Genomic DNA, 24,515 nt, shown 5'->3' with positions numbered 1-24,515 from the left:
TAACTAATGCTTACGAAGCAGGTTTGCTATACAAACCTAAGGTAATGCTTACGATGCAGGTTTGCTACACAAACCTAAGCTAATGCTTACGAAGTAGGTTTGCTATACAAACCTAAGCTAATGCTTACGATGCAGGTTTGTTACACAAACCTTTAAGGAGGTTATTCAATTGAATGGTATTCCTATGAGCGGCGCGCGGCGGGGCATGCGTTTTTTGGCGCTGCTTTCCGCGTTAGGCTTGATATTAATTTCTTTGACGGGCTGCTTGTATCCCGAGGACCGGCTCAAACAAAACCAGGTCGCTCCTAAAGAAGCGGTACGCAATGTGCAAGCAGCGATTGACCAGTACAAAACGGAAACCGGCATGCTGCCGATTAAAAACAGCACCGCGGAAACGCCGAAGTATGAAAAGTTTTACGTGGATTTTGCAAAGCTTGGGCGGACAGGCTATTTAAGCGATATTCCGGCATCCGCTTTTGAAAAAGGGGGCAGCTACAGTTTCTTAGTCATCGACGAGGAAACTGCGCCGAGAGTTAAGCTGCTGGATATTCTTGCTTTTCAGAAGATTAACGATATCCAGAACTGGGTTACCTCGTATATCCAGACAAACGGCGTGCTTCCGAAGGGGGAGCAAACGTATCCCGGTTTTTATCAAATCGACTACAAAGAAATGAATAAAACGGCTCCGACGATACGAAGCGTGTTTACGGGACAAACCCTTCAAGCGCTCGTAGATGAGAATGGTGTCGTGTACTCCGATTATGGTATCGATATCATGCAATTTATTCAAAAAAGCGGTAAAACAGATTATGCCGCGGATTTTGATTTGCGCGCGCTGCTTGTGGACGGGTCTGATTTTGTACCCGTTAAGGCTCCTGTCTATCACTTGGTAAATCAAGAGCCGCAGGCCGTAAAGCCATAAGGCATGCCGTTTTTACAACATTAGCACCTGCAATCCTTTCCTAGATCAATGTCTGGGAGAGGATTTTTTTGCCTTTAGGGGTCATAGATTTGCCATTTTTCTCATATAACTCAGTCTTGGAAGGAAAGCCTGCAGCGTAAGAAAAAAAAGTTTCGCAGAAGGAATCGTCATAATCGGAAAGCCTGCACATATGATGATACTAGTCCAAAAGCATGTACGAGTTGCGTCGCTGGCCTGCCCTATTGACCGGTGGATGGCGGCGAACCGGAAAAATCAATTGGGAGGGGATATTCAGTGGAGAAAGTGGACATTTTCAAGGACATAGCCGAAAGAACCGGCGGGGATATTTACCTCGGGGTTGTAGGGGCGGTCCGGACGGGCAAATCAACGTTTATTAAACGGTTTATGGAGACGGTCGTACTTCCGAACATCGCGAATGAATCAGACCGTGTGAGAGCCGTGGACGAACTTCCTCAAAGCGCCGCAGGTAAGACGATTATGACAACAGAGCCTAAATTTGTTCCGAATCAAGCGGTTCAGCTCAGGGTTACCGATGGACTTGAGGTAAACGTGAGGCTGGTCGATTGTGTTGGATATGCGGTTGAAGGCGCGAAGGGCTATGAGGATGAAAATGGTCCACGTATGATCACGACTCCTTGGTTTGACGAGCCGATCCCATTCCAGGAAGCAGCTGAGATTGGAACGCGTAAAGTAATCCAAGAGCATTCGACACTCGGTGTTGTTGTCACGACGGACGGCTCTATCGCAGAAATTCCGCGCAGCTCCTATGTTGTAGCAGAAGAGCGCGTTATCAACGAGCTGAAGGAAGTCGGCAAGCCGTTTGTGCTTGTCATTAACTCCACTCGTCCGAAGAGCGACGAAGCTCTGCAGCTGCGCAATGAGCTTCAGGCGAAATACGATATCCCGGTTATGACGCTAAGCGTGGCGACCATGGGCGAGGAAGAGGTCATCTCCGTTCTGCGGGAAGTGCTCTACGAATTCCCTGTTCATGAGGTGAATGTAAATCTGCCGAGCTGGGTCATGGTGCTGAACGACAACCACTGGCTCCGCAGCAACTATGAGAGCTCTGTTCGCGATACCGTCAAGGATATCCGCAGATTGCGCGACGTCGATCGAGTAGTGACTCAGTTCATGGAATATGATTTCATTGCGAGGGCCGGACTTAGCGGCATGAACATGGGGCAGGGCGTCGCGGAAATTGACTTGTATGCGCCTGATGAGCTGTACGACCGCATCCTCATGGAGGTTGTCGGTGTTGAGATTCGGGGTAAAGACCACTTGCTGCAGCTGATGCAGGAATTCTCTCATGCCAAAAGGGAGTATGACCGATTCGCGGAAGCGCTCGAGATGGTCAAAACAACGGGTTACGGCATTGCGGCGCCGACACTTGCGGAAATGGCACTCGATGAGCCGGAACTAATCCGCCAAGGCTCGCGCTTTGGGGTTAGACTGAAGGCCACAGCACCGTCAATCCATATGATCCGCGTCGATGTAGAATCGGAATTCGCTCCGATTATCGGCACGGAGAAGCAAAGCGAAGAGCTGGTCAGATACTTAATGCAAGACTTTGAGAATGATCCGATCAAAATTTGGGAGTCTGATATATTCGGCCGCTCCCTGCATTCCATTGTACGCGAAGGCATTCAAGGGAAAATCGCTATGATGCCGGATAATGCACGCTACAAGCTGCAAGAAACGCTTGGAAGAATCATAAACGAGGGCTCTGGCGGTTTGATTGCAATCATCTTGTAAGTAAAACATTTTAGTATACGGATAAGCCGCTGCCAAAAAAGGGAGCGGCTTTATTTGTTTAAGAGGATTTGATGCTTAGCACTTGAAATTGGCAAACGGCTGTATTACTATAGGTTTGTTCGGTCTAAAGGTATATTTTTGAAGTTTTCCGTTAATAAGAGGGATAAGATGAGCATTTATATGCTAGCTTTGAAATGGATTCAAAAAAGCACTTTGGAGGAGGTGAAACAATGAACAAAACAGATTTGATTACTAAAGTAGCCGAATTGACGGATCTTTCGAAGAAAGATGCAACAAAAGCAGTTGATGCTGTTTTTGATGCCATTTCCGATGCGCTGCAAAGCGGAGATAAAGTGCAATTGGTTGGATTTGGAAACTTCGAAGTTCGCGAGCGCCAAGCCCGTAAAGGCCGCAACCCGCAAACCGGAGACCCAATCGAGATCGCAGCAAGCAAAACGCCTGCTTTTAAACCGGGAAAATCACTTAAGGACCTCGTATCCAATTAAGCATATTAAAAGCATAAACGCTATGACCCTATCCGCAAGGAAGAGAGCATTGCGGTAATGCGCCGGAATATAAGCAATTACATAAGGATCAAACTTAGTAACGCTTATATTTAATAATCGAAAACGCCCGGACGGGAAACCGCCCGGGCGTTTTTTTGTCTGCGGCCTACCGGTTATGGATTGCACAAACGCCATACTTAAACTATAATTCACATGGATAGCTTGGAAATACGGATGCGGAGGGATAACGATGGAGCCTACACACGGCGAGTATATTATCGTAAAAGCAAAGGATCAAGGCGTGCAAGTCATCGGTTTAACACGCGGATTGGACACGAAATTTCATCATACGGAGAAACTGGACAAAAACGAAATTTTAATTTGCCAGTTTACCGATCATACTTCGGCAATAAAAATTCGAGGCAAAGCAGTCGTCATGACGAAATACGGCACCATGGAAACCGACCAGTAATAACGAGCGGGCAAGCAGGCGATGCCTGCTTTTTTTTTGCCCGCCAACGTTTCGAATATTCACTCTGCACCGCTCGTACAATGGGATAAGAGGCTTGTCGCTCGAAGCAGTTTGTTTAGCTGGCTTTGATCCTTGAGCCGTAATTTGGAGGTGCAGAATGAATATCGGAAAACCGCTGCTCGCGGCATGCGCCACGGCGCTGGCCGTGACTTTATTATTTACATGGCTTCCTCATGCGGCATGGAAGAATACGGTAAACCGCGGCGATGTCGCCGTTTTCCGCTCAACGCCGGCCGTTCGTTTAACGAATAACAATTTGGTTGACGTACTCGTCGCCGTACAGCTGAATGAACGAATAAAAAAGGCGGATTGGAGCAACGGGGTTCTGTCCGTGGATATGCGGGTCAGTTCAAGCGGGGGAAGGCCGGGTTTATGGTTTGCCGACGTAGAGAAGCTGGTGCGCGTGTCCTTCCTGCAATTGGAGAACGTGAAGCGGATCCTTATCCGAATGGTAGAAGAGCGCGGCAATGGTCCTGTCCTGCTGGCTGCTGTCGATGTCAGAAAGACGGATGAATGGCTGATCAACGAAATGCAATTTCTCTCGCAAGCGGATCCAGTGCATGACGAGATGTGGCGCAAAAGGCTGAGAGTAAGCTTCACGTCCGCATGGGAGGAACGGTTCGGGCCTATAGCAGGATTTACTGTAAAGCCTTCCTTCATTTCGCAGGAGGAATAACATGGTATGTTGCAATTTGTTGAACAAGCACGCGGAATCGTATGCTCTTTAGAATAAGTTGTGCTATAATAGTTTAGATTATTGAGCGGCGATTTGCGCTTCTCTGTTCGGAGGCTTCCCCAATGAAAACATACCGTGTACCTGAAATAGCTCAAAAGTATGTGGAGTATGACATGATCCAAGAGCATACTGCTCTTCCTGACTTAGCGAACGCGCGGCTGCGCCTGCTGCATGCCTTCCTGAGCCAGCAGCATACTCTGCAGACCCACAGTGAGCTTTTTACGCTCGTCGTATCTCTCGTTCAGCTAGGAATGGATACGCATGATTTAATCGATACGCAGCAAGAGCAGCGCTCTGAGCCGGAGATGCGGTCGAGGCAGCTTAAGGTGCTCGCCGGGGATTACTTTAGCGCAACATTTTATCAATTGCTTGCGCAAGCAGGCCAAATTGAGATGATTGCCAAAATCAGCGGCGCGGTTAGCGAAGTTAACCGGCTGAAGGTTAACCTTTACGTTCGGATGAGACAGCATAAGCTGTCTGCGGAAGAATATTTAGGCTATTCCGTGCAAATTAAAAGCGCCTTGTTTCATATCTTCTCTGACCGGCTGGAAGGGACGCTTTCCCGCATTTGGCCAGAGGTACTTAACGGAATCAGCCGCTGCGAGATATTGGTGGATGAAATCGCAAGAAGTGAAAGCTCCGACCGGTTCGATCAGGGCTGGGCTTACTGGCATCTCATGCAAGTCGCTTCGGATGAAGAATGTCAGCAATTAACGATGCACACCTATGAGCGTGCATTTATTCAAGGTTTGGCGGAAAAATATAATGTGCGAACCCAGCTTAGGGAGAAGCTGAAGCTCACAGCAGATTCAGTGAAAGCTTCGGCTGGAAAGCTGGAATCGGTCAAGCTGCTCGGTGAATTGACTTCGATTGTCGATACTCTGTTGTACGAACAAACCGGTTACACGCCCGCACTCAACGAGACGAGGTGACCTGCTAGGATGGATACAAATTCCAAGAGCCATGTGCATGGCGTATTTGAACGGATTGCACCCAAATATGATTTAATGAATGACCTGATCAGCTTTCGCAGGCATAAAGCATGGCGGAAGGTGACGATGAAGAAAATGAACGTCCAGGAAGGCCAAACGGCACTCGACCTTTGCTGCGGAACCTGTGACTGGACGATTGCGCTTGCCGACGCAAGCAAGAACGGGAAGATAGTAGGTCTTGATTTTAGCCAAAACATGCTGGATGTTGGCGCCATAAAAATAAACAAGCTTGGTTTGGACAAACAGATTACCTTAATACAAGGGAATGCGATGAACCTGCCCTTCGAGGATCATACCTTCGACTTTGTAACCATCGGCTTTGGCCTTCGCAACGTGCCTGATTATTTGCAGGTGCTTAGGGAAATGCGCCGCGTCGTCAAACCGGGGGGGCAAGTGGTATGCTTGGAGGTTTCGAAACCAACCTGGCAGCCCTTCAAAGCGATGTATAACTTATATTTCGAACGTATATTGCCCGTAATGGGCAAAGTTGTAGCCAAAAGTTTTCAAGAATACAAATGGCTCCCAGAATCTCTTAAAATGTTCCCCGGTCGTCAGCAGCTTGCAGAGTTGTTTGAAGAAGCGGGTCTTGAACAGGTAAAGGCATATCCTCTGACCGGCGGAGTAGCTGCGCTGCATATGGGGACAAAGGAGAAGAAATAGCAATGATTCGCAAATTACGCATTATTCTAGAAATGATTAAGTTTGAACACACGGTTTTCGCTCTTCCTTTCGCTTTTATGGGCGCGATTTTGGGTGCGGTTATGATGGAACAGCGGCTGCCTTCTTGGGCAGAGATAGGCTGGATTACGCTGGCGATGTTTGGAGCGCGCAGCGCAGCTATGAGCTTGAACCGGCTGATTGACAAAGCAATTGATTTACGGAATCCGCGGACGGAGAAAAGAGCGCTTCCTGCCGGTTTGCTAAAGTCGGCGGAGGTTTTGCTGTTTATTATCGTTTCGTTCGTTTTATTGTTTGTCGCTAGTGCCAACCTGGCGCCGATTGCGCTGAAATTGATGCCGATCGCAGTTGCGCTACTCGTGCTTTATTCTTACACAAAACGGTTCACTTGGCTTTGTCATCTGGTACTTGGCTTTACGATCGGTCTCTCGCCTCTGGGCGGATGGGTAGCCATTACCGGACAGTTTGATCTTGCAGCCTGGATTCTTTATATAACTGTGGCCCTGTGGATTGCCGGCTTTGATATTATTTATGCCACGCAAGACTTTGAGTATGACCGAGGCGCTGGTTTATATTCCATCCCTGCGCGCTTCGGGATTGCAGGTGCCCTTTGGATAGCCCGTTGCCTGCACGTCGTTACGGCAATCGGCTTTGTAACTTTGTTCTGGCTGACTGATCTAAGCTGGATGTATTTGCTAGGCACGCTGATTTCGATCAGCTTATTGTTTTATCAGCACTGGCTGGTGCGTCCAAATGATTTGTCGCGCGTCCAAACGGCATTTTTCGGTATGAACGGAACGCTTAGCGTCGTGCTTTTCCTATTTGTTATTATTGATCTATTGGTTATCCACCAATGGTAGAAGGAAACAAAACGGCTGCCAAGTCGGACTGGACGAAACGATGGGTAGTTGGAATTACCGGAGCCAGCGGTTCTATTTATGGCATTCGGCTTATTGAAGTACTTCTCAGCATGGGCTATGAGGTTCATCTCGTCGTAACGGAAGCAGGCTGGAGAGTTATCAAGGAGGAGCTGGGCTGGGAAACCGCGCGCCGCATGGATGCGCTAGAGCAGCGCTTTGGCGGCGCTGTTGCTGATCAGAGGCTTGTGTACCATCCGAATGCGGATATCGGCGCAAGCATCGCAAGCGGCTCCTACCGCGTTCAAGGAATGGTTATCATGCCGTGCTCGATGGGGACGCTTGCGTCGATCTCGCACGGCATTTCCGATGATTTGATGACTAGAGCGGCTGACGTCATGCTGAAGGAGAATCGGAAGCTGCTTATTATACCAAGGGAAACGCCGCTTCATGCGATCCATTTGGAAAATATGCTGACGCTTGCCCGGCAAGGCGTAAGAATAATTCCGGCTATGCCGGCTTTTTATTTCAAGCCGCAAAGCATGGAAGAAATGATTGACTTTTTAGTCGGTAAAGTACTAGATAATATGACAATCGATCATGATTTGTACAGAAGATGGGGAGATGAACAGAATGGGCATGAATCGCCCGATCACCATCGGTAGAATTGATTACGCGAATGCATGGCCGCTATTTCACCAGTTCGAGGAACGATCGGATTGGAAAAGCTTCGAGGTCATTAAACGCGTACCTTCTGAATTAAACCGGTTGCTGCAAGCAGGCGACTTAGACGTATCGGCAATCTCATCATTTTCCTATGGTCAGAATGCCAATGATTACGTCCTGCTTCCCGAGTTGTCCGTCGGTTCCGTCGGACATGTGAATTCCATCCTATTGTTCATGAAGGAGCCGATGGCAAGAAGACGGCCGGAACGCATTTCGGTGACGACGACATCGGCAACCTCCGTTAATTTATTGAAAATTTTAATGGCTATGCATTTCGATTGCGAACCCGAATATGTTACGGCGGAACCTGATCTCGGGAAAATGCTGGAAACCTCCGATGCGGCTCTGATTATTGGCGATACTGCCATTCAAGCTTCTTGGCTGGATCATGGGCTGCACGTCATCGACTTAGGACAGTTATGGAATGAATGGACGGGGCTCGGGATGACGTATGCTGTTGTCGCGGCGCGCAAAGAAGCTGCGCTCGCTTCGCCAGAAGCTGTGCAAGCGGTGTATAAGGCTTTAAATGCGAGCAAACAGTATAATAAGACTCATCTCCGTCCGCTAATTGAACAAGCCTGCAAGCAGCTTGGAGGAGAATCGACTTACTGGGAGATGTACTTTCATTCGCTTCAATATGATTTTGGGAGCAAGCTGCAAGAAGGACTTAAATTGTATTTTGATTATTCGAAGCAGCTCGGCCTGCTAAAGAATGATGTGGAGCTTACTTTTTTTGAAGACTAATCTGCCCAATAGGTGAAAGAATGAAACTACTAGATTTGTACGCAAAGATGAAAGGCGACCTAAATCAGATCGAACAAGAGCTAGAGCGCAGCGTATCGGATGACCATGTGCTGCTCGGCGAGGCTTCTTTGCATCTGCTCAAAGCGGGCGGGAAGCGGATTAGGCCCATATTCGTCCTGCTCGCTGGCAAGTTTGGCGATTATCGGCTGGAAGTGATGAAAAGGGTCGCTGTTCCTTTAGAACTAATACACATGGCCTCGCTTGTTCATGATGATGTAATCGATGATGCGGACACTCGCCGGGGACAGTTAACGGTGAAGTCCAAATGGGATAACCGGATTGCGATGTACACGGGTGATTTTATTCACGGTAAAGCGTTAACCATTGCCGCTGAGCTGCCTAATCCGCAAATTCATCAAATTTTATCGAACGCGCTGGTACAGATGTGCGTGGGTGAAATGGAGCAAATTCGCGATTTTTTCAATACGGAGCAATCCGTTCGGAATTATCTGCTGCGCATCAGAAGGAAAACGGCGTTGTTGATTGCAATAAGCTGCCAGCTTGGTGCCGTTGCCGCAAATACCGACCGGAAGACCGCTAATCGCTTGTACCGTTATGGTTATAATGTAGGCATGGCTTTTCAAATACGGGATGACTTGCTTGATCTTTACGGCACGGAGAAACAAATCGGGAAGCCTCCCGGTTCGGATATGCGCCAAGGCAACATCACGCTTCCGGTTCTTCTTGCCCTTCAGGATAAGAAAACCCGTGATCCGCTGTTGGATGAGATCTCATCCATCCGTGAGTTCGGAGGCAAAAGGGATACAAGCCGCGCGATCGAAATGATTCGAAAGAGCGACGGCGGTGAGCTAGCCGATCAGTTGGCAAACCGCTACATAAAAAAAGCTATGCAAGCATTAGAGGGATTACCCAATATAACAGCGAAGAAGAACTTGATCGATATAGCGCATTTTGTCGGTAAACGAAATTACTAATCCTGCAAAGTTGAAAGGAATGGTTGCGAATGGAAAGAACTTTTCTGATGATTAAACCAGACGGCGTTCAACGCGGCTTGATCGGCGAAATCGTGTCGAGATTTGAAAGAAAGGGACTGCAGCTGTCGGCTGCCAAATTCATGGTGATTAGCCGTGAACTTGCGGAGCGGCATTATGAAGAACATAAGGGGAAGGGATTTTATGATCCGCTTCTCGATTTTATTACATCCGGACCCGTGTTTGCGATGGTTTGGCAGGGAGACAACGTCATCGCCCTATCTCGCGCTTTAATTGGCAAAACGGATGCGATCGACGCGCTGCCGGGCACGATTCGTTCGGACTTTGCTGTACATACGAATTTCAATCTCATTCATGGCTCCGATTCTGCTGCCAATGCGGAAAGAGAAATCGGCATTTTCTTCCCGCAATCCGAAATCGTTAACTATGAGCATTCAATTCAACGGTGGATATAATCATTTAACCCGCCCATCGCGATGGAGGAACCAATGCACCAGGATCAAGACTTTGCGCAATTTATTATCCGGATAAAACAGAAGACAGCCATCGATTTATCGCAATACAAAGAAGCCCAAATGAAACGCAGGCTTACCACATTACGAATGAAGCACGGGTTTCAAACGTTCGAGGAATATTGGAAAGCGATTGAACAAAACCGGAGCATGCTGAATGAATTTCTGGATCGCATGACGATAAACGTATCGGAATTCTGGAGAAACCCATCAAGATGGGATGTTTTGGAGAAACGCTTTTTCCCTGAAATGCTTAGCAAGAATAATCGCTTAAAGGTATGGAGCGCTGCTTGCTCAACGGGGGAGGAGCCCTACACGCTTGCGATGATCTTATCCGAGCTTGGCGCCTTGCAGCGTTCGTCCTTGCTGGCAACCGATTTGGATTCTGGCGTATTGCAAAAGGCAATGGAAGGCAGTTACCTCGAGCGTTCATTGCGCGATGTTCCACCGGCCAGCCGGCAGAAATATTTCAAACAATCGGAAGGCGCTTTTTTAATTTCGGACTCATTAAAGCAATTTATTCAATTTAAGCAGCAAAACCTTCTCCATGACGCTTTTGACAGCTCGTTTGATTTAATTGTTTGCCGAAATGTCATGATTTATTTTACGGAAGAAGCTAAACATCTGTTGTATCAAAAGTTTTCTAACGCGCTTAAGCCTGGGGGACTGCTGTTCGTTGGCAGCACCGAGCAGATTTTCTCGCCTGCGCAATACGGTTTTGAGACTGCAGACACCTTCTTTTATCGCAAGGTGTAACCACGATGTATACCGTTTTCCATCTTCTCCTATACTAGTCATATGGTAAACGACTTGGAGGATGAAGCAGCTAATGGATAAACGCAAGGTAATTGCCGCCTACAAGCGCGGTTTTATTTCAATTCATGAATGCGCCCAAATTATCGGCGTCGACAGCGGACAAATGATCAGGCTCGTAAATGATCCGCTATTGACAAAGGATGGAACGGCGCTGCTTGAGAAAAAATCGGTTAATAGCTAATGCGCTGAATTTCAAAGTGGCTGTCAGAAATGTCGATCTGCATGACATTATTGGCAGCCTCTTTTTGTGCAAAGACAGCAGCTTACAAGGTGTTAGAATTCTTGTCAAACCGGTATCGCTGTACTATAATGAGCAAAGGTGTTTAGTGCAGTAAAGCATAGCAGGCGCTTAGAGGCTTGCTTTGAAGGAGGAGCTTGGGTTGAGTTTAAGGTATTTGACAGCGGGGGAAACGCATGGTCCCCAATTAACAGCAATTATTGAAGGATTACCAAGCAATTTGACCATTGATTTCGAGGAATTGAACTTTCAGCTGCACCGTCGCCAGAAGGGTCATGGACGTGGGCGCCGGATGCAAATTGAGAAAGATACGGCTAATATCGTGGGCGGCGTGCGTCACGGAAGAACGACAGGCGCCCCAGTAGCGCTTATTGTTGCGAACAATGATTGGAAGCACTGGACCTCGGTCATGAATATCGAGCCGATCGAAGGCAGCGACGAAGAAAAACGCAGAGTTCACCGTCCTCGTCCGGGCCATGCGGATCTGAACGGCGGATTGAAATATGATCTAAAGGATCTCCGCAACGTATTGGAGCGCTCCAGCGCGCGCGAAACTGCAGCCCGTGTGGCAGTAGGAGCGGTAGCGCGTCAATTTCTTGCTGAATTCGGCATTAAAGTAGCAGGACAAGTTATTCGCATAGGCGAAATCGAAGCGCCAGCCAACCAGCTTCCCGTTGATGAGCTGATTCGGTTAACGGAGGAATCCCCGGTTCGCGTCGTCGATAAAGAGACCGAACAAAAAATGACCGATTATATCGATCAAATTAAGGCAGAAGGCGACTCAATCGGCGGGATTGTGGAGTGCATTATCGAAGGCGTGCCGATCGGACTCGGCAGTCATGTCCAGTGGGACCGCAAGCTTGACGGCCGCATTGCGCAGGCGGTTGTATCGATTAATGCATTCAAAGGCTGTGAAATCGGCATTGGCTTTGAAGCAGCGAAGCTTCGCGGCTCTCAAGTTCACGACGAGATCATGTATGAAGCGGAACGCGGCTATCACCGCGCAACGAACCGGCTCGGCGGTTTTGAAGGCGGCATGACGAACGGGGAGCAAATCGTCGTACGCGGCGTGATGAAACCTATTCCAACGCTTTACAAGCCTCTCCGCAGTGTAGACATTGATACGAAGGAACCATTTACGGCCCAAGTTGAACGTTCGGACAGCTGCGCTGTGCCTGCGGCAAGCGTGGTGATGGAGCATGTCGTCGCTTGGGAAGTAGCGAAAGCATTCCTTGAAAAGTTCGGAGGCGATTCCATCGAGGAAATCCGCGCTAATCTGAACAATTACCAAGAACAGCTTGGACGGTACTAATTATGCGTGAGCTCACAGTCGAATTAGGTGACCGCTCTTATCCCATCTATATCGGAGAAGGCCTCCTGCAAGAGGCTTCCGCTTATTTTACGAAACACGGTATCAGCAAAAAATCGCCGCTGCTCATCATCACGGACAGCCGCGTTGCCGATTTTCATTTGCAAGCGCTTGAGTCGGAACTCGCAAGCGCAGGCTTCAAGACAGCAAGTATAGTCGTCCCGTCCGGTGAAAGCTCGAAGTCGCTTTCGATGCTGGAGTCGCTCGTTACCAAAGCTTTGGAAGCCGGTCTTGACCGCAAATCAACGATCGTGGCGCTTGGGGGCGGCGTGGTCGGTGATCTTGCCGGATTTGTAGCGGCATCCTACATGCGCGGCATTAAATTCGTCCAGGTACCGACAACGATTTTGGCGCATGACAGCAGCGTAGGCGGCAAAGTAGCCGTCAATCATCCGCTGGCCAAAAATATTATCGGAGCTTTCCACCAGCCTGAACTCGTCTTATATGACCTGCATACACTTCAAACGCTTCCTCCAAGAGAGGTAAGCGCCGGTTTGTCCGAAGTCGTCAAGCATGGGCTCATCTGGGATAAAGCATTCGTAGATTGGTGCGAGGCAAATGCCGAGAAGCTTCTTTCCCTAGATGCGGAAGCGCTTGGTTATGCGCTCTATAAGGGCTGCAGCGTGAAAGCAGCCGTCGTCTCGAAGGATGAGCGCGAGAATGACTTAAGAGCGATATTGAATTTGGGCCATACGATTGGGCATGCGTTGGAAGCCGTTGCGGGTTACGGTGAGCTGCTCCATGGCGAAGCGATTTCGATTGGCATGATTGGATCGGCGAAGCTGGGACTCCGTTACGGCGCTCCGGAAGAGGTATACAGCGTGACGAAGCGGGTGCTTGCGAAAGCAGGACTTCCTGTTCGGCTCCCCGAGCATTTTGACGTCGATCGAATCATGGAAGCCATGATGCATGACAAGAAGTTTACCGAGGGGACGATGGTATTCGTCGTGCCTACGGCTATCGGTACAGTGGAAATCAAACCGGATGTTCCCGTGCAATGGGTACGGGAAATCGTGGTGCAATTAAAGCAGGAGGTGCAGCTGTAATGAGTGTCAGAGGAATTCGCGGTGCAATTACCGTTGACGCAAACGAAGAGCAATCCATTTTGCAGGCAACGATCGAAATGCTGAACGGGATCGTTGCTGATAATGAGATAGTGCCGGACGATATATGCAGCGTATTCGTGACGGTTACGAATGATTTGGACGAGACCTTCCCGGCTCGCGCCATTCGCCAAATGAAGGGCTGGGAGCTTGTGCCGCTTATGTGTGCCCTTGAAGTTCCTGTTAAGGGCAGTCTGGAGCGCTGCATCCGGCTGATGGTATTGATTAACACGGACAAAACACAAGCGGAAATCCGCCACGTTTATTTAAACGGAGCACAAGCGCTTCGACCGGATCTGTCTAAGGCATAATACTTATTAGCTCATAATGAAAGAAATCCCTTTGTTGACGCATAGCTGTTCGTTGTTGTATATTTAGTTACGTAAGTGAGAGTAGCAGAGTGGTTTTATGAGCTGAGTTGAGATGAGTCGAGACTAGTTGAGAGTAGCAGAGATAGGCATGGAATGAACAGGGAGCTAGCGAAAGAGCTGAACGATCGACTGTGCAAGTGCGCAGTGATGGTAAAAGTGCTGTTTCACCCTATCCAGATATGCGTATTTTCCGCTTACACACTTCCGTCATCATCTAAACCAACGCTCCTGCTCTGGCAGGAGCTTTTTTTGTACACATTGATAGATAAAGAATTGCAAAGGGAGGATGTTTCCGAATGTCAAATGAGCTGCAGCATGTTATCCGTCTTGCCGGTCAATACAATTTAATTCCAGTCGTTCGTTATATGATGGCGGACACAGAAACACCTATTCGGTTGTTTCAGCATTTCGCGAAAGAGGATCATGCCTTTCTGCTGGAAAGCGTCGAGGGCGGCGCCAAATGGGCGCGTTATTCGTTCATAGGAACAGATCCGTTCATGATGCTGTATGGCAAAAACGGCGAGATGGTGCTGGAGCATAACGGTGAAAAGCAAAAACTGGGCGACAAACCAATCGAGCTTCTGAAAGCCCAGTTACGCTCCTTCCGCAGTCCGGCGATTCCGGGGCTTCCTCCTTTTACTGGGGGTGCGATCGGATTTTTCGGATACGACCTGCTGCAATATTACGAAAAGCTGCCTGCTCACCGAATCGATGATTTGAATATGAACGATATGCAGTTTATGTTCTGTGACCAGGTTATCGTGTTTGACCATTTCAAGCAGCAGCTGCAAATTGTCGGCAACGTACACATCGCCGAGGGAGCAACGGATGCCGAAATCGCAAAAAGCCATGAAGCAGCGATCGCCAAGATCGAAGCGACAATCGAACGGCTGCAGCAGCCAGTGACCATCCCGGTTACGGCTGGAAGCTCCGTCGAGGTGGATTATGAGCTGGGCGACATTCAATCGAATGTAACAAAAGAGCAGTTTATAACCAACATCGAACAGGCGAAACAGTATATTCGCGCAGGAGATATTTTTCAAGTGGTATTGTCGCAGCGCTTTAGCATCGAAACCGATATCGACCCGCTGCATGTGTACCGCGTTCTTCGCACGATGAACCCATCCCCTTATATGTACTATTTGAAAATGGGCGAGGAAGTCATCGTCGGCACGTCTCCGGAAGCGCTTGTGAAAGTAAACGGCGACCGGGTCGAAACGAGACCGATTGCGGGAACAAGGCCGCGCGGCAAAACGCCGGAAGAGGATAAAGCGCTTGAGGAAGAGCTGCTCGCAGACGAGAAAGAACGGGCAGAGCATTTGATGCTGGTTGATCTTGGCCGCAATGATATCGGGCGCGTATCGGAATTCGGTTCGGTGAAATGCGACTCGTTTATGGAGATCGAGAGATACTCCCACGTCATGCACATCGTCTCCAACGTTTCGGGCAAGCTTCATAAGGACAAGGACTTCTTTGATGCTTTCGTCTCCTGCTTGCCTGCAGGCACCGTTTCAGGCGCGCCGAAGCTGCGGGCGATGGAGATCATCTCGGAGCTGGAGAATGAAGCGCGCGGCGCTTATGCCGGCGCTATCGGATATTTAGGTTTTGGCGGTTCGATGGATACTTGTATTACGATTCGGACGATTATTTTTAAGCATGGCAAAGCGTATGTACAAGCGGGGGCAGGAATTGTATGGGATTCCGTTCCTGAGAGCGAATATATGGAAACCGTGAACAAAGCGAAAGGCATGCTGAAAGCTATCCGCGCGGCGGAAGCGATTTTTGCACAGCCTAAAAATACGCAAGAAAGCTTCAACTCCATTAATATGGATTATTATGTCACGGCCGGAGAGGGGCTTGGTCAATAATGCTGGGAACCGAAACGATATCGATGCAGCAAGCGCTGAATCAACTGATAGGCGGTTCAAGCCTCTCGCGGGAGCAGGCAAAAGCGGTCATGAGCATCATCATGAGCGGGGAAGCTACTGCGGTGCAAATCGCGGGCGTCATTACCGCAATGCGGATGAAGGGTGAAACCAAGGATGAGATTACTGGGTTTGCCGAAGCCATGCGCGCGCATTCAAGCCATCTACATACCGAACAGGAAGGCTTGCTCGATACCTGCGGAACCGGCGGCTCAGGCATTCATAAATTCAATATTTCCACGGCCTCTTCAATTATTGCCTCTGCGGCCGGCATTCGGGTCGCCAAGCATGGAAACCGGGCCATGTCAGGAAAGACGGGCAGTGCCGACGTTTTGGAAGCGCTTGGCGTGCAAATTACGATTACGCCGGAGCAGGCGGCACAATGTTTGAAGGATATCGGCATCTGCTTCATGTTCGCGCAGCTTTATCATCCATCGCTGCGTCATGCGGCCGTTCCGCGCCGTGAGCTGGGCATCCGGACCATTTTCAACATGCTTGGGCCGCTGACGAATCCCGCAGGAGCGGATCGGCAGCTGCTGGGCTTATATGACCGGGCGCGTACGGCTACGGTAGCAGAGGTGCTGGGCGAACTTGGCTTGAAACGGGCGCTCGTAGTAAGCAGTCATGACGGACTGGATGAAATCAGTATTTCTGCGCCGACGCAAATTTCGGAGCTGCTGAACGGCAAAGTAAGAACCTTTGATATTACGCCGGAGGAGCTGGGCTTAACTCGCTGGCCGATCGCGGATGTCATGGGCGGCGAGCCGGAAGTGAACGCGGCGCTTATCCGCGCGATTTTTGCAGGCGAGCAGCAAGGAGCCTACCGGGATATCGTGCTTGCTAATGCGGGCGCATGCATATATGTTGGCGGTTTGGCGGATTCACTCCGCGATGGCGTGGCGAAAGCGGCGCAGGTTATCGATTCTGGAGATGCGCAGCGAAAGCTCGTTAGTCTCATTCAAACGACAGGAGAGTTGGCACATGTTTCTGGATAAAATTGTAGCAACGAAACGGGCAGAGGTTGAAGAACTAGCTGCCCGCTTCGACCTTGCCGAGGTAGAGAAGCAGATCGCAGCGCTAGAGAAATGCCGTGGCTTCGAAAAAGCTCTATCTGCTGCTGAACGCAACCGGAGCATGGGGCTTATCGCCGAGGTTAAGAAGGCTTCGCCTTCGAAAGGATTGATTCGCGCTGATTTTGAACCTGCATCATTAGCCGCGGCTTATGAATCGGCGGGGGCGGATTGCATTTCGGTTCTGACGGACCGTGATTATTTCCAAGGTTCGAACGCATTCCTTCAAGCCGTCAAAGAAACGGTTAAGGTTCCGCTTTTAAGAAAAGACTTTACGGTGGATTACCGCCAAATTTATGAAGCACGGCAGATTGGCGCTGACGCGATTTTATTGATTGCGGCTATATTGACACCGTCTCAGCTGGGTGAGTTTCATGATCTCGCGAAGTCCATCGGTCTTGACGTGCTTGTCGAAGTTCATAACCAAGAAGAGCTCGAAGGCGTACTGGAGCTGGACAAAGCGAGTCTGATCGGCATTAACAACCGTGATTTGAAATCATTCGTAACGGATTTGAAAACGACTGAAGCGCTGATTGGCTTTATGCCTGAAAATGTTACGGTGATTAGCGAAAGCGGCATAGCCGGAAACGCGGATATGGATTATTTGTCATCCATTGGCGCGCACGGCGTACTGATCGGCGAGCATTTTATGCGGCATGAAAATGTGGGTCAAGCCGTTCATGACTTAATGGGCGCGGTTGGTGTACGATGAAGCGGCAGCCGCGCATTAAGATATGCGGGCTGATGGACGTACAGACGATTCAAGCAATGGACGGCTTGCCTATTCATGAGATTGGCTTCGTGTTCGCGCCCAGCAAGCGGCAAATTAGCGGTGGGGCTGCGGCAGAGCTCATCAAAGCGGCCTCGGAGCTAAAGGCAGCAGGCGGCAAACGTCCGCTTACTGCAGGCGTATTCGTGAATGAGGACTTTGCGGGCCTGCAGGCTGTTTTATCGGAAGCGCCACTTGATATCGTACAACTGCATGGCAGTGAAACGGCAGCGTTATGCAGGGAAGTCCGCGATAAGCTGAATGTTCAAGTGTGGAAAGTATTTTCCATGAAGAAGAAAGCTGATGGCCATGAGCCAAAAACAGCGAAAGAGCGGTTATCTCCGTATAAAGATGCAGTAGATGCCGTGTTGATCGATGCGCCGGGCGGCGGCACGGGCCAGACCTTCAATTGGGAAGCGATAAATGAATATAACCAAGCTGCCGGAGAATTAGGGATTATGCTTTACGTAGCAGGCGGCTTGCATGAAGGCAACGTACAGGAGCTGCTGAGGACTTATTCTCCAGGCGGGATTGACGTATCCAGCGGTGTCGAGACGGATGGACGGAAAGATATCGAAAAAATCCGATTATTTGTTAGAAGGGTGATGGAAGCATGACACAAATACCAGATGTAAATGGCCGCTTTGGGAAATTTGGCGGTAGATATGTGCCGGAAACATTAATGAACGCATTGCTTGAGCTGGAGGAAGCATACCTTCATTACTCAAAGGATCAGGCTTTTCAAGACGAGGTTAGCTATTTATTGCATAAATATTCAGGACGTCCGACTTCGCTCTATTATGCAGAGCGCTTAACCGAGCATCTCGGCGGAGCAAAAATATACTTAAAACGCGAAGACCTTAATCATACAGGCGCACATAAAATCAATAATACGATCGGCCAAGGCGTGCTTGCCAAGCGGATGGGCAAATCAAAGATCATAGCTGAAACCGGTGCCGGACAGCATGGCGTGGCATCTGCAACGATCGCTGCCTTGCTTGGTCTTGAGTGTAAAGTATTCATGGGCGAAGAGGATATGAAGCGCCAGCAGCTAAACGTGTTCCGTATGCAGCTGCTCGGTTCCGAGGTTGTACCCGTATTGTCCGGTACCCGAACGCTAAAGGATGCCTGCAACGAAACGCTTCGTTACTGGGTTAGCCATGTAGACGATACGTATTATATATTGGGTTCGGTTACCGGCCCTCATCCTTATCCGATGATGGTTCGCGATTTCCAGCGCATTATCGGCGATGAGGCGCGCAAGCAAATCTTGACCGAGGAAGGCAGATTGCCGGATTACGTCGTGGCGGCCGTAGGCGGAGGCAGCAATGCGATGGGGATCTTCTATCCGTTCGTCAATGACGAAAGCGTTAAGCTGCTGGGCGTTGAAGCGGCTGGCCGCGGCGTAGATACGATTGAGCATGCCGCGACTATGACCAAAGGCCGTCATGGTATATTCCAAGGCTCGATGAGCTATGTGCTGCAGGATGAGCATGGACAGGTTCAGCCTGCGCACTCCATCTCCGCGGGACTTGATTACCCGGGAATCGGGCCGGAGCATGCTTACCTGAAGGATTCCGGACGTGCGGACTACGTGCCGGTAACGGATGCGGAAGCCCTTGAAGCACTGCAACTGCTCTCGCGCACGGAAGGAATTATCCCGGCACTCGAATCCGCGCATGCGATCGCACAGACGATCAAGCTGGCACCTACGCTCGATAAAGACAAAGTGGTCGTAGTCAGCTTGTCTGGACGCGGAGACAAAGACGTGGAAGCGATTATGGGCTATTTGGGGGTAGAAAAACATGAATCTCATTGATACGGCATTTGCTCGCCTGAAATCGGAAGGGAAAACGGCACTTATTCCATTTCTTACGATGGGTGACCCGGATCTTGCCACATCGGTTGCCATTATCCAAACGCTCGAGAAAGCAGGCGCCGATATGATCGAGCTAGGCGTTCCTTATTCCGATCCGCTGGCGGACGGTCCTGTTATCCAGCGCGCATCCGAACGGGCATTGCTTCATAACAGCATCACGTTGAGAGATTGCATCGAGATTGCCGAGCAAGCCCGCGAAGCGGGCGTTAAAATACCTTTTATTTTGTTTACGTATTACAATCCCGTATTCCAATTCGGTTTAGATGCATTTTTTGAGCTTGTACAAAACAAAGGCATCAGCGGTCTGATCATTCCTGATTTGCCGATCGAAGAGGATGAAGAAGTCCGGCAGTTGGCTGAAGCGGCTAACGTGCATCTTATTCCGCTGGTTGCCCCGACCTCAAAGGCTCGCGTTACCCGCATATCGAGCAAGGCGAAGGGTTTCGTATATTGTGTCTCGTCACTCGGCGTTACCGGCGAAAGAGCCGATTTTCATACCGGGATCGACGAGTTTCTCGGCATGGTTAGGGAAGCGACTGATTTGCCGATCGCGGTTGGCTTTGGTATTTCAAGCCGTGAGCAGGTGGCTCGTTTCGAGAAGCAATGCGATGGCGTTATCGTAGGAAGCGCAATCGTGCGTCAGATTGAAGAAGCTATTCCTAAGCTGCAGGATCCTGCTCAGCGCGAGGCAGGCCTTAAACAAATTGGTGATTTTGTCTCTCAGCTTAAAGGTTAATGATTTCTTGGATAAAGCTCTCTAGTCTCGCGGCTAGAGAGTTTTTTGCTGTGTTATAAATTCCCATTCTTTTCAAACTTTCAAAGGAACGCTTATTGCTATGTAAAAAAACTTTAAAACCTCATACAGATATGAGACAATGAAGGTCGAGTATAGAGATTAGTCAATCATAAAAGAGGTGAACGGCTCATGCAGCCTAAAAGTAATATCGTCCACCTTCCCGTCTATCAGCCTGGTAAGCCGGTTGAAGATGTTAAGAGGGAGCTTGGTTTAAAGGAAGTCATAAAACTGGCATCCAATGAAAATCCGTTCGGCTGCTCCGAACATGCGAAATCCGCTGTCATTGAGGAGCTTGGGAATTTCAATATTTATCCCGACGGCGCAAGCGTCGAGCTTACGGAAGCATTAGCGGCTGAGCTTGGCGTAGAGAGCAATCAAATTATTTTTGGAACCGGATCCAGTGAAATTATCCTCATGATTAATAGAGCGTTTATCGTTCCCGGGGACGAGACGATTATGGCAGATGAAACGTTCCCGCAATACAAGCATAACGCAGAAATCGAGAATGCCCGTATCATAGAGGTTCCATTAAATGAAGGCAAACATGATTTGCCTGCGATGCTGGCTAAAATTAATGACCGCACGAAAATCATTTGGATTTGCAATCCGAACAATCCAACCGGAACGATCGTTACGCTGCCTGAATTATCTGCCTTCCTGAAGCAGGTCCCGGCAAACGTACTGGTTGTTCTTGATGAGGCATACGGTGAATATATTGACGATCCGGAATTCCCAGACGGAATAAAGCTTCTGAGCGAACACCGCAATTTGATCGTGCTGCGCACCTTCTCGAAGATTTACGGCCTAGCTGCTTTGCGCATCGGGTATGGTGTCGGGCACCAGGACGTCATTCGTTATGCAAATCAGGTGCGTGAGCCCTTTAATACTTCGCGGGCAGCCCAGGCAGCCGCGAAAGCAGCCCTTGCGGACAAGGAGTTTATTGATTATTGCCGCGAGCAAAATAAACAAGGCCTCTCTTATTTATCCGAGCAATTCGATCGCCTAGGCTTGTCCTATTTCCCGGCTCACGGAAATTTCATGATGGTCGACGTGAAACGCTCGTCGCCTGAGGTATTCGACGGCTTGCTGCGCCGCGGAATTATTTCAAGGCCGCGTTGGACTTTTTACCCGAACCATATTCGGATTACCGTCGGTACGGGTGATCAGAACGAGAAATTCATAGCGGCGTTAGAACAGGTTTTACAAGAATCGGCGGTGCAGGAATAAAGTTATGACAACTGTAGCGATTTTTGGCGTGGGGCTAATCGGAGGTTCGATTGCCCTTTGTTTTAAAGGGAAACCGGGCATTACCGTAATTGGTCATTCAAATCGCCCTTCACAGGTTGATAAATACTTGCAGCGCGGTGTTGTGGATTATGCGACGACATCCATGCAAGAGGCCGCGGAGCAGGCGGATTTTATTTTTGTGTGCGTACCTGTAGGTAATATTGAGGAATATATCCAGAAGCTAAGCGCTTTCCGTTTAAAGCCGGGCTGTATTATAACCGATGCGGGCAGCACGAAGGCTTCCGTAGTGGCATGCGCGAAATCGCTTGATTTCGGTCAAGCTTCGTTTATCGGCGGTCATCCGATGGCGGGATCTGAGCGTACGGGGGTAGAAGCAGCATCGTCTCATCTATACGAGAATGCTTATTATGTGTTGACTCCCGACGAGGATACATCCGAGGAAGCGTTGGAGCGTCTTGTCGAGCTGCTGAGCCATACGAAAGCGAATATCGTAAAAGTTGACGCGAAGGAGCATGATGAGATTGCTGGCGCAATCAGCCATCTGCCGCATATTATTGCGGTTTCGCTTGTTAATCAAATTCGCGGATACAACGAAAATAACGGCCTTTATGAATCGCTGGCCGCGGGAGGCTTCCGTGATATTACGCGGATAGCATCAGGTGATCCGATTTTGTGGCGCGATATTTTGATTAACAATCGTCAAGTCGTGCTTAAATTGCTTCGTGATTGGAGCCATGAAACGGATAAGTTTATACAGATGCTGGAGAGCGCTGACGGCGATGCTATCGCAGGCGCATTTGAAACGGCGGGAGATTTCCGCAGCAAAATGCCGGAACGGCGCAAAGGCATGATCCATTCTGCTTTTGATTGTTACGTAGACATCCCGGATCATCCCGGCATTATCGGTAAAATTACAAGCGAGCTTGGGAATAGCTTAATCAACTTGAGCAATATCCATATCATAGAGAGCAGGGAGGACGTTCCTGGCGTTCTAAGGCTCTCATTCCGGAGCCAGGAGTATTTGGATAAGGCTGTCATCTTACTTACTGCAAATGGATACGACGTGCACCTTTAATTAGGTGCTCGTCTTTTTTTTGCGGAATCAAGCGCTTACAAATATTTAAAACAAAAATGAAAGCGCTTATTGACAAAGTGGAAGCGTATACATATAATAAAGGTACAGTATGGTTTCTCTCCACTCCTATCCAAATCCTATAGTGCTCATCATGAGTACGGACCACCCTTCGGGGTGGTTTTTTTTTGCATTAGGGAGCTTATAAGCAATGATCTGCTTTATTCGATCGATATAGATACGCGAATGAGCCGCTTGCGGGTATAACCACGCGATGCGGTTTTTTGCAGTATCAATTGCAGGCGCAGCAAGCATGAAGCAGACTTAGGAAGAGACCTTATTATTTTAAAATTAACATGGCATTTCTGTATTAAGACCACTATTTCTTGTAATCGTCAGCTAGTTTTGTCGAATCATCGAAATTATACTGAATTCAAGTTCAATCCTGCAAAGGGAAATAGACGGGTAAATCGAGGAGAGTATAGGATGGAATTCGTTCAAGACAATGACAACATGTCCTGGCAGGCTCCGGCTGTTCACCGCGAGAAATTAAGCTTAAACCAAGAATGGAGATTTTTTCGCGGGGAACAGCAGGGTGCAGAGGCATCCGATTTTGATGATTCGGCTTGGGAGCTTGTACATCTTCCGCTTACGGTAAGAATAGAGCCGGCAGATTGCAGCGGAGGCATTAACTACCTAGGCGTTGCATGGTACCGAAGACATTTTTACGTGGACAAAGTCGGCAGCGGCCAAAAATATCCGTTGAATTCCAAGGCGCGAAGCATACCGCGGAGGTATGGATCAACGGGACGCATCGCATCACGCATTATGGCGGTTATTTGCCTTTTACATTAGATATCACGGATGATGTGACAGCGGATGGGGAAACGGACCATGTCATTGCGGTAAAAGTAAATAATTCCGATATGCCGGATGTTCCTCCAGGCAAGCCCCAGGGCGAATTGGATTTTTGTTATTTCGGCGGCCTGTATCGAAATGCATGGCTGCATATAGCGGACAAACTTCATATCACCGACGCGGTTTACGCGAATAAACAAGCAGGCGGCGGCCTGTTTATATCCTTCCCCGCAGTAAGCGAGGCTTCGGCTCAGGTTGCTTTAAATACCCATATTATCAATGAATACGATAGCCCGAAGACGTGTTCCGTATCGAAAAACAATGAAGCTCATCGGAGCAAACCGGCATCAGGAATACGTATATGTAGGTGATGCCCTATCCGACGCAATGCACAGAAGAGATGCTTACAAGCTGAAGATTTCAACCATATAGCCGTCTGCGGCGTATTCGATATTTATCGTTTGCCTAAATTCAGCTATTATTTGATCAAGAGCCAAAGCATGCCTTACGCCCATGTGTCATGTGTTCCGGCAGAGCCCACTTTGTTCATCGCGACGCAGTGGACCCCATCCTCCGCAGCGGATATTACGGTTTACAGCAATTGCGAGCAAATCAAGCTTTATTTGAACGGCAGGCTTGTCGGAATCAAGGAACCAGATTTAGCTTATGCGGATTTGCCGCATGCGCCTTTCCGTTTTGAAGGGCTGTCGTGGGAGCCTGGGACACTGACGGCCGAGGGCATTTGGAGAGGTGCTGTTGCGGCAAAAGACGCCGTTTCGACGCCGGAGGCGCCCGACCATTTGACATTAACCGTGGATGAATGCGGTATGGAGCTGCAAGCTGACGGTTCGGATTTCATAATCGTCCATGTTTTTGTGAGAGACGCGAGAGGAACGGTTGTTCCCGATGCTTATCACCAAATCAAGTTCAACCTATCCGGTCCCGGCGAGATTATCGGCGACGGAGACAGCAGAGTAGGAGCTAACGAGGCCTAAGCGGAAGCGGGCGCG

At 49.1% G+C, this 24,515-nt stretch carries 28 protein-coding genes; all 28 read left to right on the top strand.

The features are described from left to right. The first annotated feature begins 169 nt into the window (after positions 1-169). Positions 170-922, top strand: coding sequence for a hypothetical protein (locus tag ACN6MW_RS00435; protein ID WP_419873761.1), 753 nt, complete (start codon positions 170-172; stop codon positions 920-922). A gap of 294 nt (positions 923-1,216) precedes the next feature. Further along, positions 1,217-2,695 carry a stage IV sporulation protein A gene (spoIVA, locus tag ACN6MW_RS00430; RefSeq protein ID WP_364148901.1) on the top strand — a complete coding sequence of 493 codons (1,479 nt, stop codon included), beginning with the start codon at positions 1,217-1,219 and terminating at the stop codon, positions 2,693-2,695. 230 nt (positions 2,696-2,925) lie between these two features. Then, positions 2,926-3,201, top strand: coding sequence for an HU family DNA-binding protein (locus tag ACN6MW_RS00425; RefSeq protein ID WP_053376669.1), 276 nt, complete (start codon positions 2,926-2,928; stop codon positions 3,199-3,201). 250 nt (positions 3,202-3,451) lie between these two features. After that, a complete protein-coding gene (gene mtrB, locus ACN6MW_RS00420) occupies positions 3,452-3,673 on the top strand; it encodes a trp RNA-binding attenuation protein MtrB (protein WP_308996629.1) in 222 nt (73 codons plus the stop codon). Positions 3,674-3,830: 157 nt separating this feature from the next. After that, positions 3,831-4,409 carry a hypothetical protein gene (locus ACN6MW_RS00415; RefSeq protein ID WP_419873760.1) on the top strand — a complete coding sequence of 193 codons (579 nt, stop codon included), beginning with the start codon at positions 3,831-3,833 and terminating at the stop codon, positions 4,407-4,409. Positions 4,410-4,531: 122 nt separating this feature from the next. Beyond that, positions 4,532-5,401: a heptaprenyl diphosphate synthase component 1 gene (locus tag ACN6MW_RS00410; RefSeq protein ID WP_419873759.1), complete on the top strand. Its 870-nt coding sequence runs from the start codon at positions 4,532-4,534 to the stop codon at positions 5,399-5,401. Positions 5,402-5,410: 9 nt separating this feature from the next. Beyond that, a complete protein-coding gene (locus ACN6MW_RS00405) occupies positions 5,411-6,121 on the top strand; it encodes a demethylmenaquinone methyltransferase (protein ID WP_419873758.1) in 711 nt (236 codons plus the stop codon). Between the two features lie 2 nt (positions 6,122-6,123). Next, positions 6,124-6,999: a UbiA-like polyprenyltransferase gene (locus tag ACN6MW_RS00400; protein ID WP_419873757.1), complete on the top strand. Its 876-nt coding sequence runs from the start codon at positions 6,124-6,126 to the stop codon at positions 6,997-6,999. After that, the gene (locus ACN6MW_RS00395) at positions 6,993-7,661 is read left to right on the top strand and encodes a UbiX family flavin prenyltransferase (protein ID WP_419873756.1); all 669 of its coding nucleotides are present in this window, start codon (positions 6,993-6,995) and stop codon (positions 7,659-7,661) included. The genes ACN6MW_RS00400 and ACN6MW_RS00395 overlap by 7 nt, the downstream gene beginning before the upstream one ends. Continuing rightward, the gene (locus ACN6MW_RS00390; RefSeq protein ID WP_419873755.1) at positions 7,630-8,466 is read left to right on the top strand and encodes a menaquinone biosynthesis protein; all 837 of its coding nucleotides are present in this window, start codon (positions 7,630-7,632) and stop codon (positions 8,464-8,466) included. The genes ACN6MW_RS00395 and ACN6MW_RS00390 overlap by 32 nt, the downstream gene beginning before the upstream one ends. A gap of 20 nt (positions 8,467-8,486) precedes the next feature. Then, entirely contained in the window at positions 8,487-9,461 is a 975-nt protein-coding gene (locus tag ACN6MW_RS00385) for a polyprenyl synthetase family protein (RefSeq protein ID WP_419873754.1), read from the top strand. Between the two features lie 29 nt (positions 9,462-9,490). Continuing rightward, positions 9,491-9,934, top strand: coding sequence for a nucleoside-diphosphate kinase (gene ndk / locus ACN6MW_RS00380; RefSeq protein ID WP_364148885.1), 444 nt, complete (start codon positions 9,491-9,493; stop codon positions 9,932-9,934). 33 nt (positions 9,935-9,967) lie between these two features. Beyond that, the gene (locus tag ACN6MW_RS00375; protein WP_419873753.1) at positions 9,968-10,747 is read left to right on the top strand and encodes a CheR family methyltransferase; all 780 of its coding nucleotides are present in this window, start codon (positions 9,968-9,970) and stop codon (positions 10,745-10,747) included. A 73-nt stretch (positions 10,748-10,820) separates the two neighbouring features. After that, complete coding sequence (locus ACN6MW_RS00370; protein ID WP_364148882.1) at positions 10,821-10,988, top strand: hypothetical protein; 168 nt, start codon at positions 10,821-10,823, stop codon at positions 10,986-10,988. 199 nt (positions 10,989-11,187) lie between these two features. After that, the gene (gene aroC / locus ACN6MW_RS00365; protein WP_419873752.1) at positions 11,188-12,357 is read left to right on the top strand and encodes a chorismate synthase; all 1,170 of its coding nucleotides are present in this window, start codon (positions 11,188-11,190) and stop codon (positions 12,355-12,357) included. A 2-nt stretch (positions 12,358-12,359) separates the two neighbouring features. After that, complete coding sequence (aroB, locus tag ACN6MW_RS00360) at positions 12,360-13,460, top strand: 3-dehydroquinate synthase (protein ID WP_419873751.1); 1,101 nt, start codon at positions 12,360-12,362, stop codon at positions 13,458-13,460. Beyond that, complete coding sequence (gene aroH / locus ACN6MW_RS00355) at positions 13,460-13,828, top strand: chorismate mutase (RefSeq protein ID WP_364148877.1); 369 nt, start codon at positions 13,460-13,462, stop codon at positions 13,826-13,828. The genes aroB and aroH overlap by 1 nt, the downstream gene beginning before the upstream one ends. Positions 13,829-14,184: 356 nt before the next feature. Continuing rightward, complete coding sequence (gene trpE, locus ACN6MW_RS00350) at positions 14,185-15,756, top strand: anthranilate synthase component I (protein WP_419873750.1); 1,572 nt, start codon at positions 14,185-14,187, stop codon at positions 15,754-15,756. Continuing rightward, the gene (gene trpD / locus ACN6MW_RS00345) at positions 15,756-16,808 is read left to right on the top strand and encodes an anthranilate phosphoribosyltransferase (RefSeq protein ID WP_419873749.1); all 1,053 of its coding nucleotides are present in this window, start codon (positions 15,756-15,758) and stop codon (positions 16,806-16,808) included. The genes trpE and trpD overlap by 1 nt, the downstream gene beginning before the upstream one ends. Beyond that, positions 16,795-17,595: an indole-3-glycerol phosphate synthase TrpC gene (gene trpC, locus ACN6MW_RS00340; protein ID WP_419873748.1), complete on the top strand. Its 801-nt coding sequence runs from the start codon at positions 16,795-16,797 to the stop codon at positions 17,593-17,595. Before trpD ends, trpC begins: the two co-directional genes overlap by 14 nt. Further along, positions 17,592-18,269, top strand: a complete 678-nt coding sequence (locus ACN6MW_RS00335) for a phosphoribosylanthranilate isomerase (protein WP_419873747.1) — start codon at positions 17,592-17,594, stop codon at positions 18,267-18,269. The genes trpC and ACN6MW_RS00335 overlap by 4 nt, the downstream gene beginning before the upstream one ends. Beyond that, a complete protein-coding gene (gene trpB, locus ACN6MW_RS00330) occupies positions 18,266-19,471 on the top strand; it encodes a tryptophan synthase subunit beta (RefSeq protein ID WP_364148871.1) in 1,206 nt (401 codons plus the stop codon). The genes ACN6MW_RS00335 and trpB overlap by 4 nt, the downstream gene beginning before the upstream one ends. Further along, positions 19,458-20,267 carry a tryptophan synthase subunit alpha gene (gene trpA / locus ACN6MW_RS00325; protein ID WP_419873746.1) on the top strand — a complete coding sequence of 270 codons (810 nt, stop codon included), beginning with the start codon at positions 19,458-19,460 and terminating at the stop codon, positions 20,265-20,267. The genes trpB and trpA overlap by 14 nt, the downstream gene beginning before the upstream one ends. 189 nt (positions 20,268-20,456) lie before the next feature. Continuing rightward, complete coding sequence (gene hisC, locus ACN6MW_RS00320; protein WP_419873745.1) at positions 20,457-21,554, top strand: histidinol-phosphate transaminase; 1,098 nt, start codon at positions 20,457-20,459, stop codon at positions 21,552-21,554. A gap of 4 nt (positions 21,555-21,558) precedes the next feature. Continuing rightward, on the top strand, positions 21,559-22,650 hold the full coding sequence (locus tag ACN6MW_RS00315; RefSeq protein ID WP_419873744.1) for a prephenate dehydrogenase: 1,092 nt from the start codon (positions 21,559-21,561) through the stop codon (positions 22,648-22,650). Positions 22,651-23,133: 483 nt separating this feature from the next. Then, entirely contained in the window at positions 23,134-23,502 is a 369-nt protein-coding gene (locus tag ACN6MW_RS00310) for a hypothetical protein (RefSeq protein ID WP_419873743.1), read from the top strand. Continuing rightward, positions 23,403-23,876, top strand: coding sequence for a hypothetical protein (locus ACN6MW_RS00305; protein WP_419876509.1), 474 nt, complete (start codon positions 23,403-23,405; stop codon positions 23,874-23,876). The genes ACN6MW_RS00310 and ACN6MW_RS00305 overlap by 100 nt, the downstream gene beginning before the upstream one ends. A 129-nt stretch (positions 23,877-24,005) precedes the next feature. Further along, on the top strand, positions 24,006-24,500 hold the full coding sequence (locus ACN6MW_RS00300; protein ID WP_419873742.1) for a DUF4982 domain-containing protein: 495 nt from the start codon (positions 24,006-24,008) through the stop codon (positions 24,498-24,500). The last annotated feature ends 15 nt before the right edge of the window (positions 24,501-24,515 follow it).

The organism is Pristimantibacillus sp. PTI5 (genome assembly GCF_048572955.1).
Classification (GTDB): domain Bacteria; phylum Bacillota; class Bacilli; order Paenibacillales; family Paenibacillaceae; genus Pristimantibacillus.
The sequence above is the reverse complement of the archived record's forward strand: the minus strand, read 5'-3'. Positions and strand labels throughout refer to the sequence as shown.

Bases quoted from the DNA above. Each gene is read 5' to 3' on its own strand.
- ACN6MW_RS00425 (WP_053376669.1), top strand. From the start codon at position 2,926: ATGAACAAAACAGATTTGATTACTAAAGTAGCCGAATTGACGGATCTT.
- mtrB (WP_308996629.1), top strand. From the start codon at position 3,452: ATGGAGCCTACACACGGCGAGTATATTATCGTAAAAGCAAAGGATCAA.
- ACN6MW_RS00415 (WP_419873760.1), top strand. From the start codon at position 3,831: ATGAATATCGGAAAACCGCTGCTCGCGGCATGCGCCACGGCGCTGGCC.
- ACN6MW_RS00410 (WP_419873759.1), top strand. From the start codon at position 4,532: ATGAAAACATACCGTGTACCTGAAATAGCTCAAAAGTATGTGGAGTAT.
- ACN6MW_RS00405 (WP_419873758.1), top strand. From the start codon at position 5,411: ATGGATACAAATTCCAAGAGCCATGTGCATGGCGTATTTGAACGGATT.
- ACN6MW_RS00400 (WP_419873757.1), top strand. From the start codon at position 6,124: ATGATTCGCAAATTACGCATTATTCTAGAAATGATTAAGTTTGAACAC.
- ACN6MW_RS00395 (WP_419873756.1), top strand. From the start codon at position 6,993: ATGGTAGAAGGAAACAAAACGGCTGCCAAGTCGGACTGGACGAAACGA.
- ACN6MW_RS00390 (WP_419873755.1), top strand. From the start codon at position 7,630: ATGGGCATGAATCGCCCGATCACCATCGGTAGAATTGATTACGCGAAT.
- ACN6MW_RS00385 (WP_419873754.1), top strand. From the start codon at position 8,487: ATGAAACTACTAGATTTGTACGCAAAGATGAAAGGCGACCTAAATCAG.
- ndk (WP_364148885.1), top strand. From the start codon at position 9,491: ATGGAAAGAACTTTTCTGATGATTAAACCAGACGGCGTTCAACGCGGC.
- ACN6MW_RS00375 (WP_419873753.1), top strand. From the start codon at position 9,968: ATGCACCAGGATCAAGACTTTGCGCAATTTATTATCCGGATAAAACAG.
- ACN6MW_RS00370 (WP_364148882.1), top strand. From the start codon at position 10,821: ATGGATAAACGCAAGGTAATTGCCGCCTACAAGCGCGGTTTTATTTCA.
- aroB (WP_419873751.1), top strand. From the start codon at position 12,360: ATGCGTGAGCTCACAGTCGAATTAGGTGACCGCTCTTATCCCATCTAT.
- aroH (WP_364148877.1), top strand. From the start codon at position 13,460: ATGAGTGTCAGAGGAATTCGCGGTGCAATTACCGTTGACGCAAACGAA.
- trpE (WP_419873750.1), top strand. From the start codon at position 14,185: ATGTCAAATGAGCTGCAGCATGTTATCCGTCTTGCCGGTCAATACAAT.
- trpD (WP_419873749.1), top strand. From the start codon at position 15,756: ATGCTGGGAACCGAAACGATATCGATGCAGCAAGCGCTGAATCAACTG.
- trpC (WP_419873748.1), top strand. From the start codon at position 16,795: ATGTTTCTGGATAAAATTGTAGCAACGAAACGGGCAGAGGTTGAAGAA.
- ACN6MW_RS00335 (WP_419873747.1), top strand. From the start codon at position 17,592: ATGAAGCGGCAGCCGCGCATTAAGATATGCGGGCTGATGGACGTACAG.
- trpB (WP_364148871.1), top strand. From the start codon at position 18,266: ATGACACAAATACCAGATGTAAATGGCCGCTTTGGGAAATTTGGCGGT.
- trpA (WP_419873746.1), top strand. From the start codon at position 19,458: ATGAATCTCATTGATACGGCATTTGCTCGCCTGAAATCGGAAGGGAAA.
- hisC (WP_419873745.1), top strand. From the start codon at position 20,457: ATGCAGCCTAAAAGTAATATCGTCCACCTTCCCGTCTATCAGCCTGGT.
- ACN6MW_RS00315 (WP_419873744.1), top strand. From the start codon at position 21,559: ATGACAACTGTAGCGATTTTTGGCGTGGGGCTAATCGGAGGTTCGATT.
- ACN6MW_RS00310 (WP_419873743.1), top strand. From the start codon at position 23,134: ATGGAATTCGTTCAAGACAATGACAACATGTCCTGGCAGGCTCCGGCT.
- ACN6MW_RS00300 (WP_419873742.1), top strand. From the start codon at position 24,006: ATGCCTTACGCCCATGTGTCATGTGTTCCGGCAGAGCCCACTTTGTTC.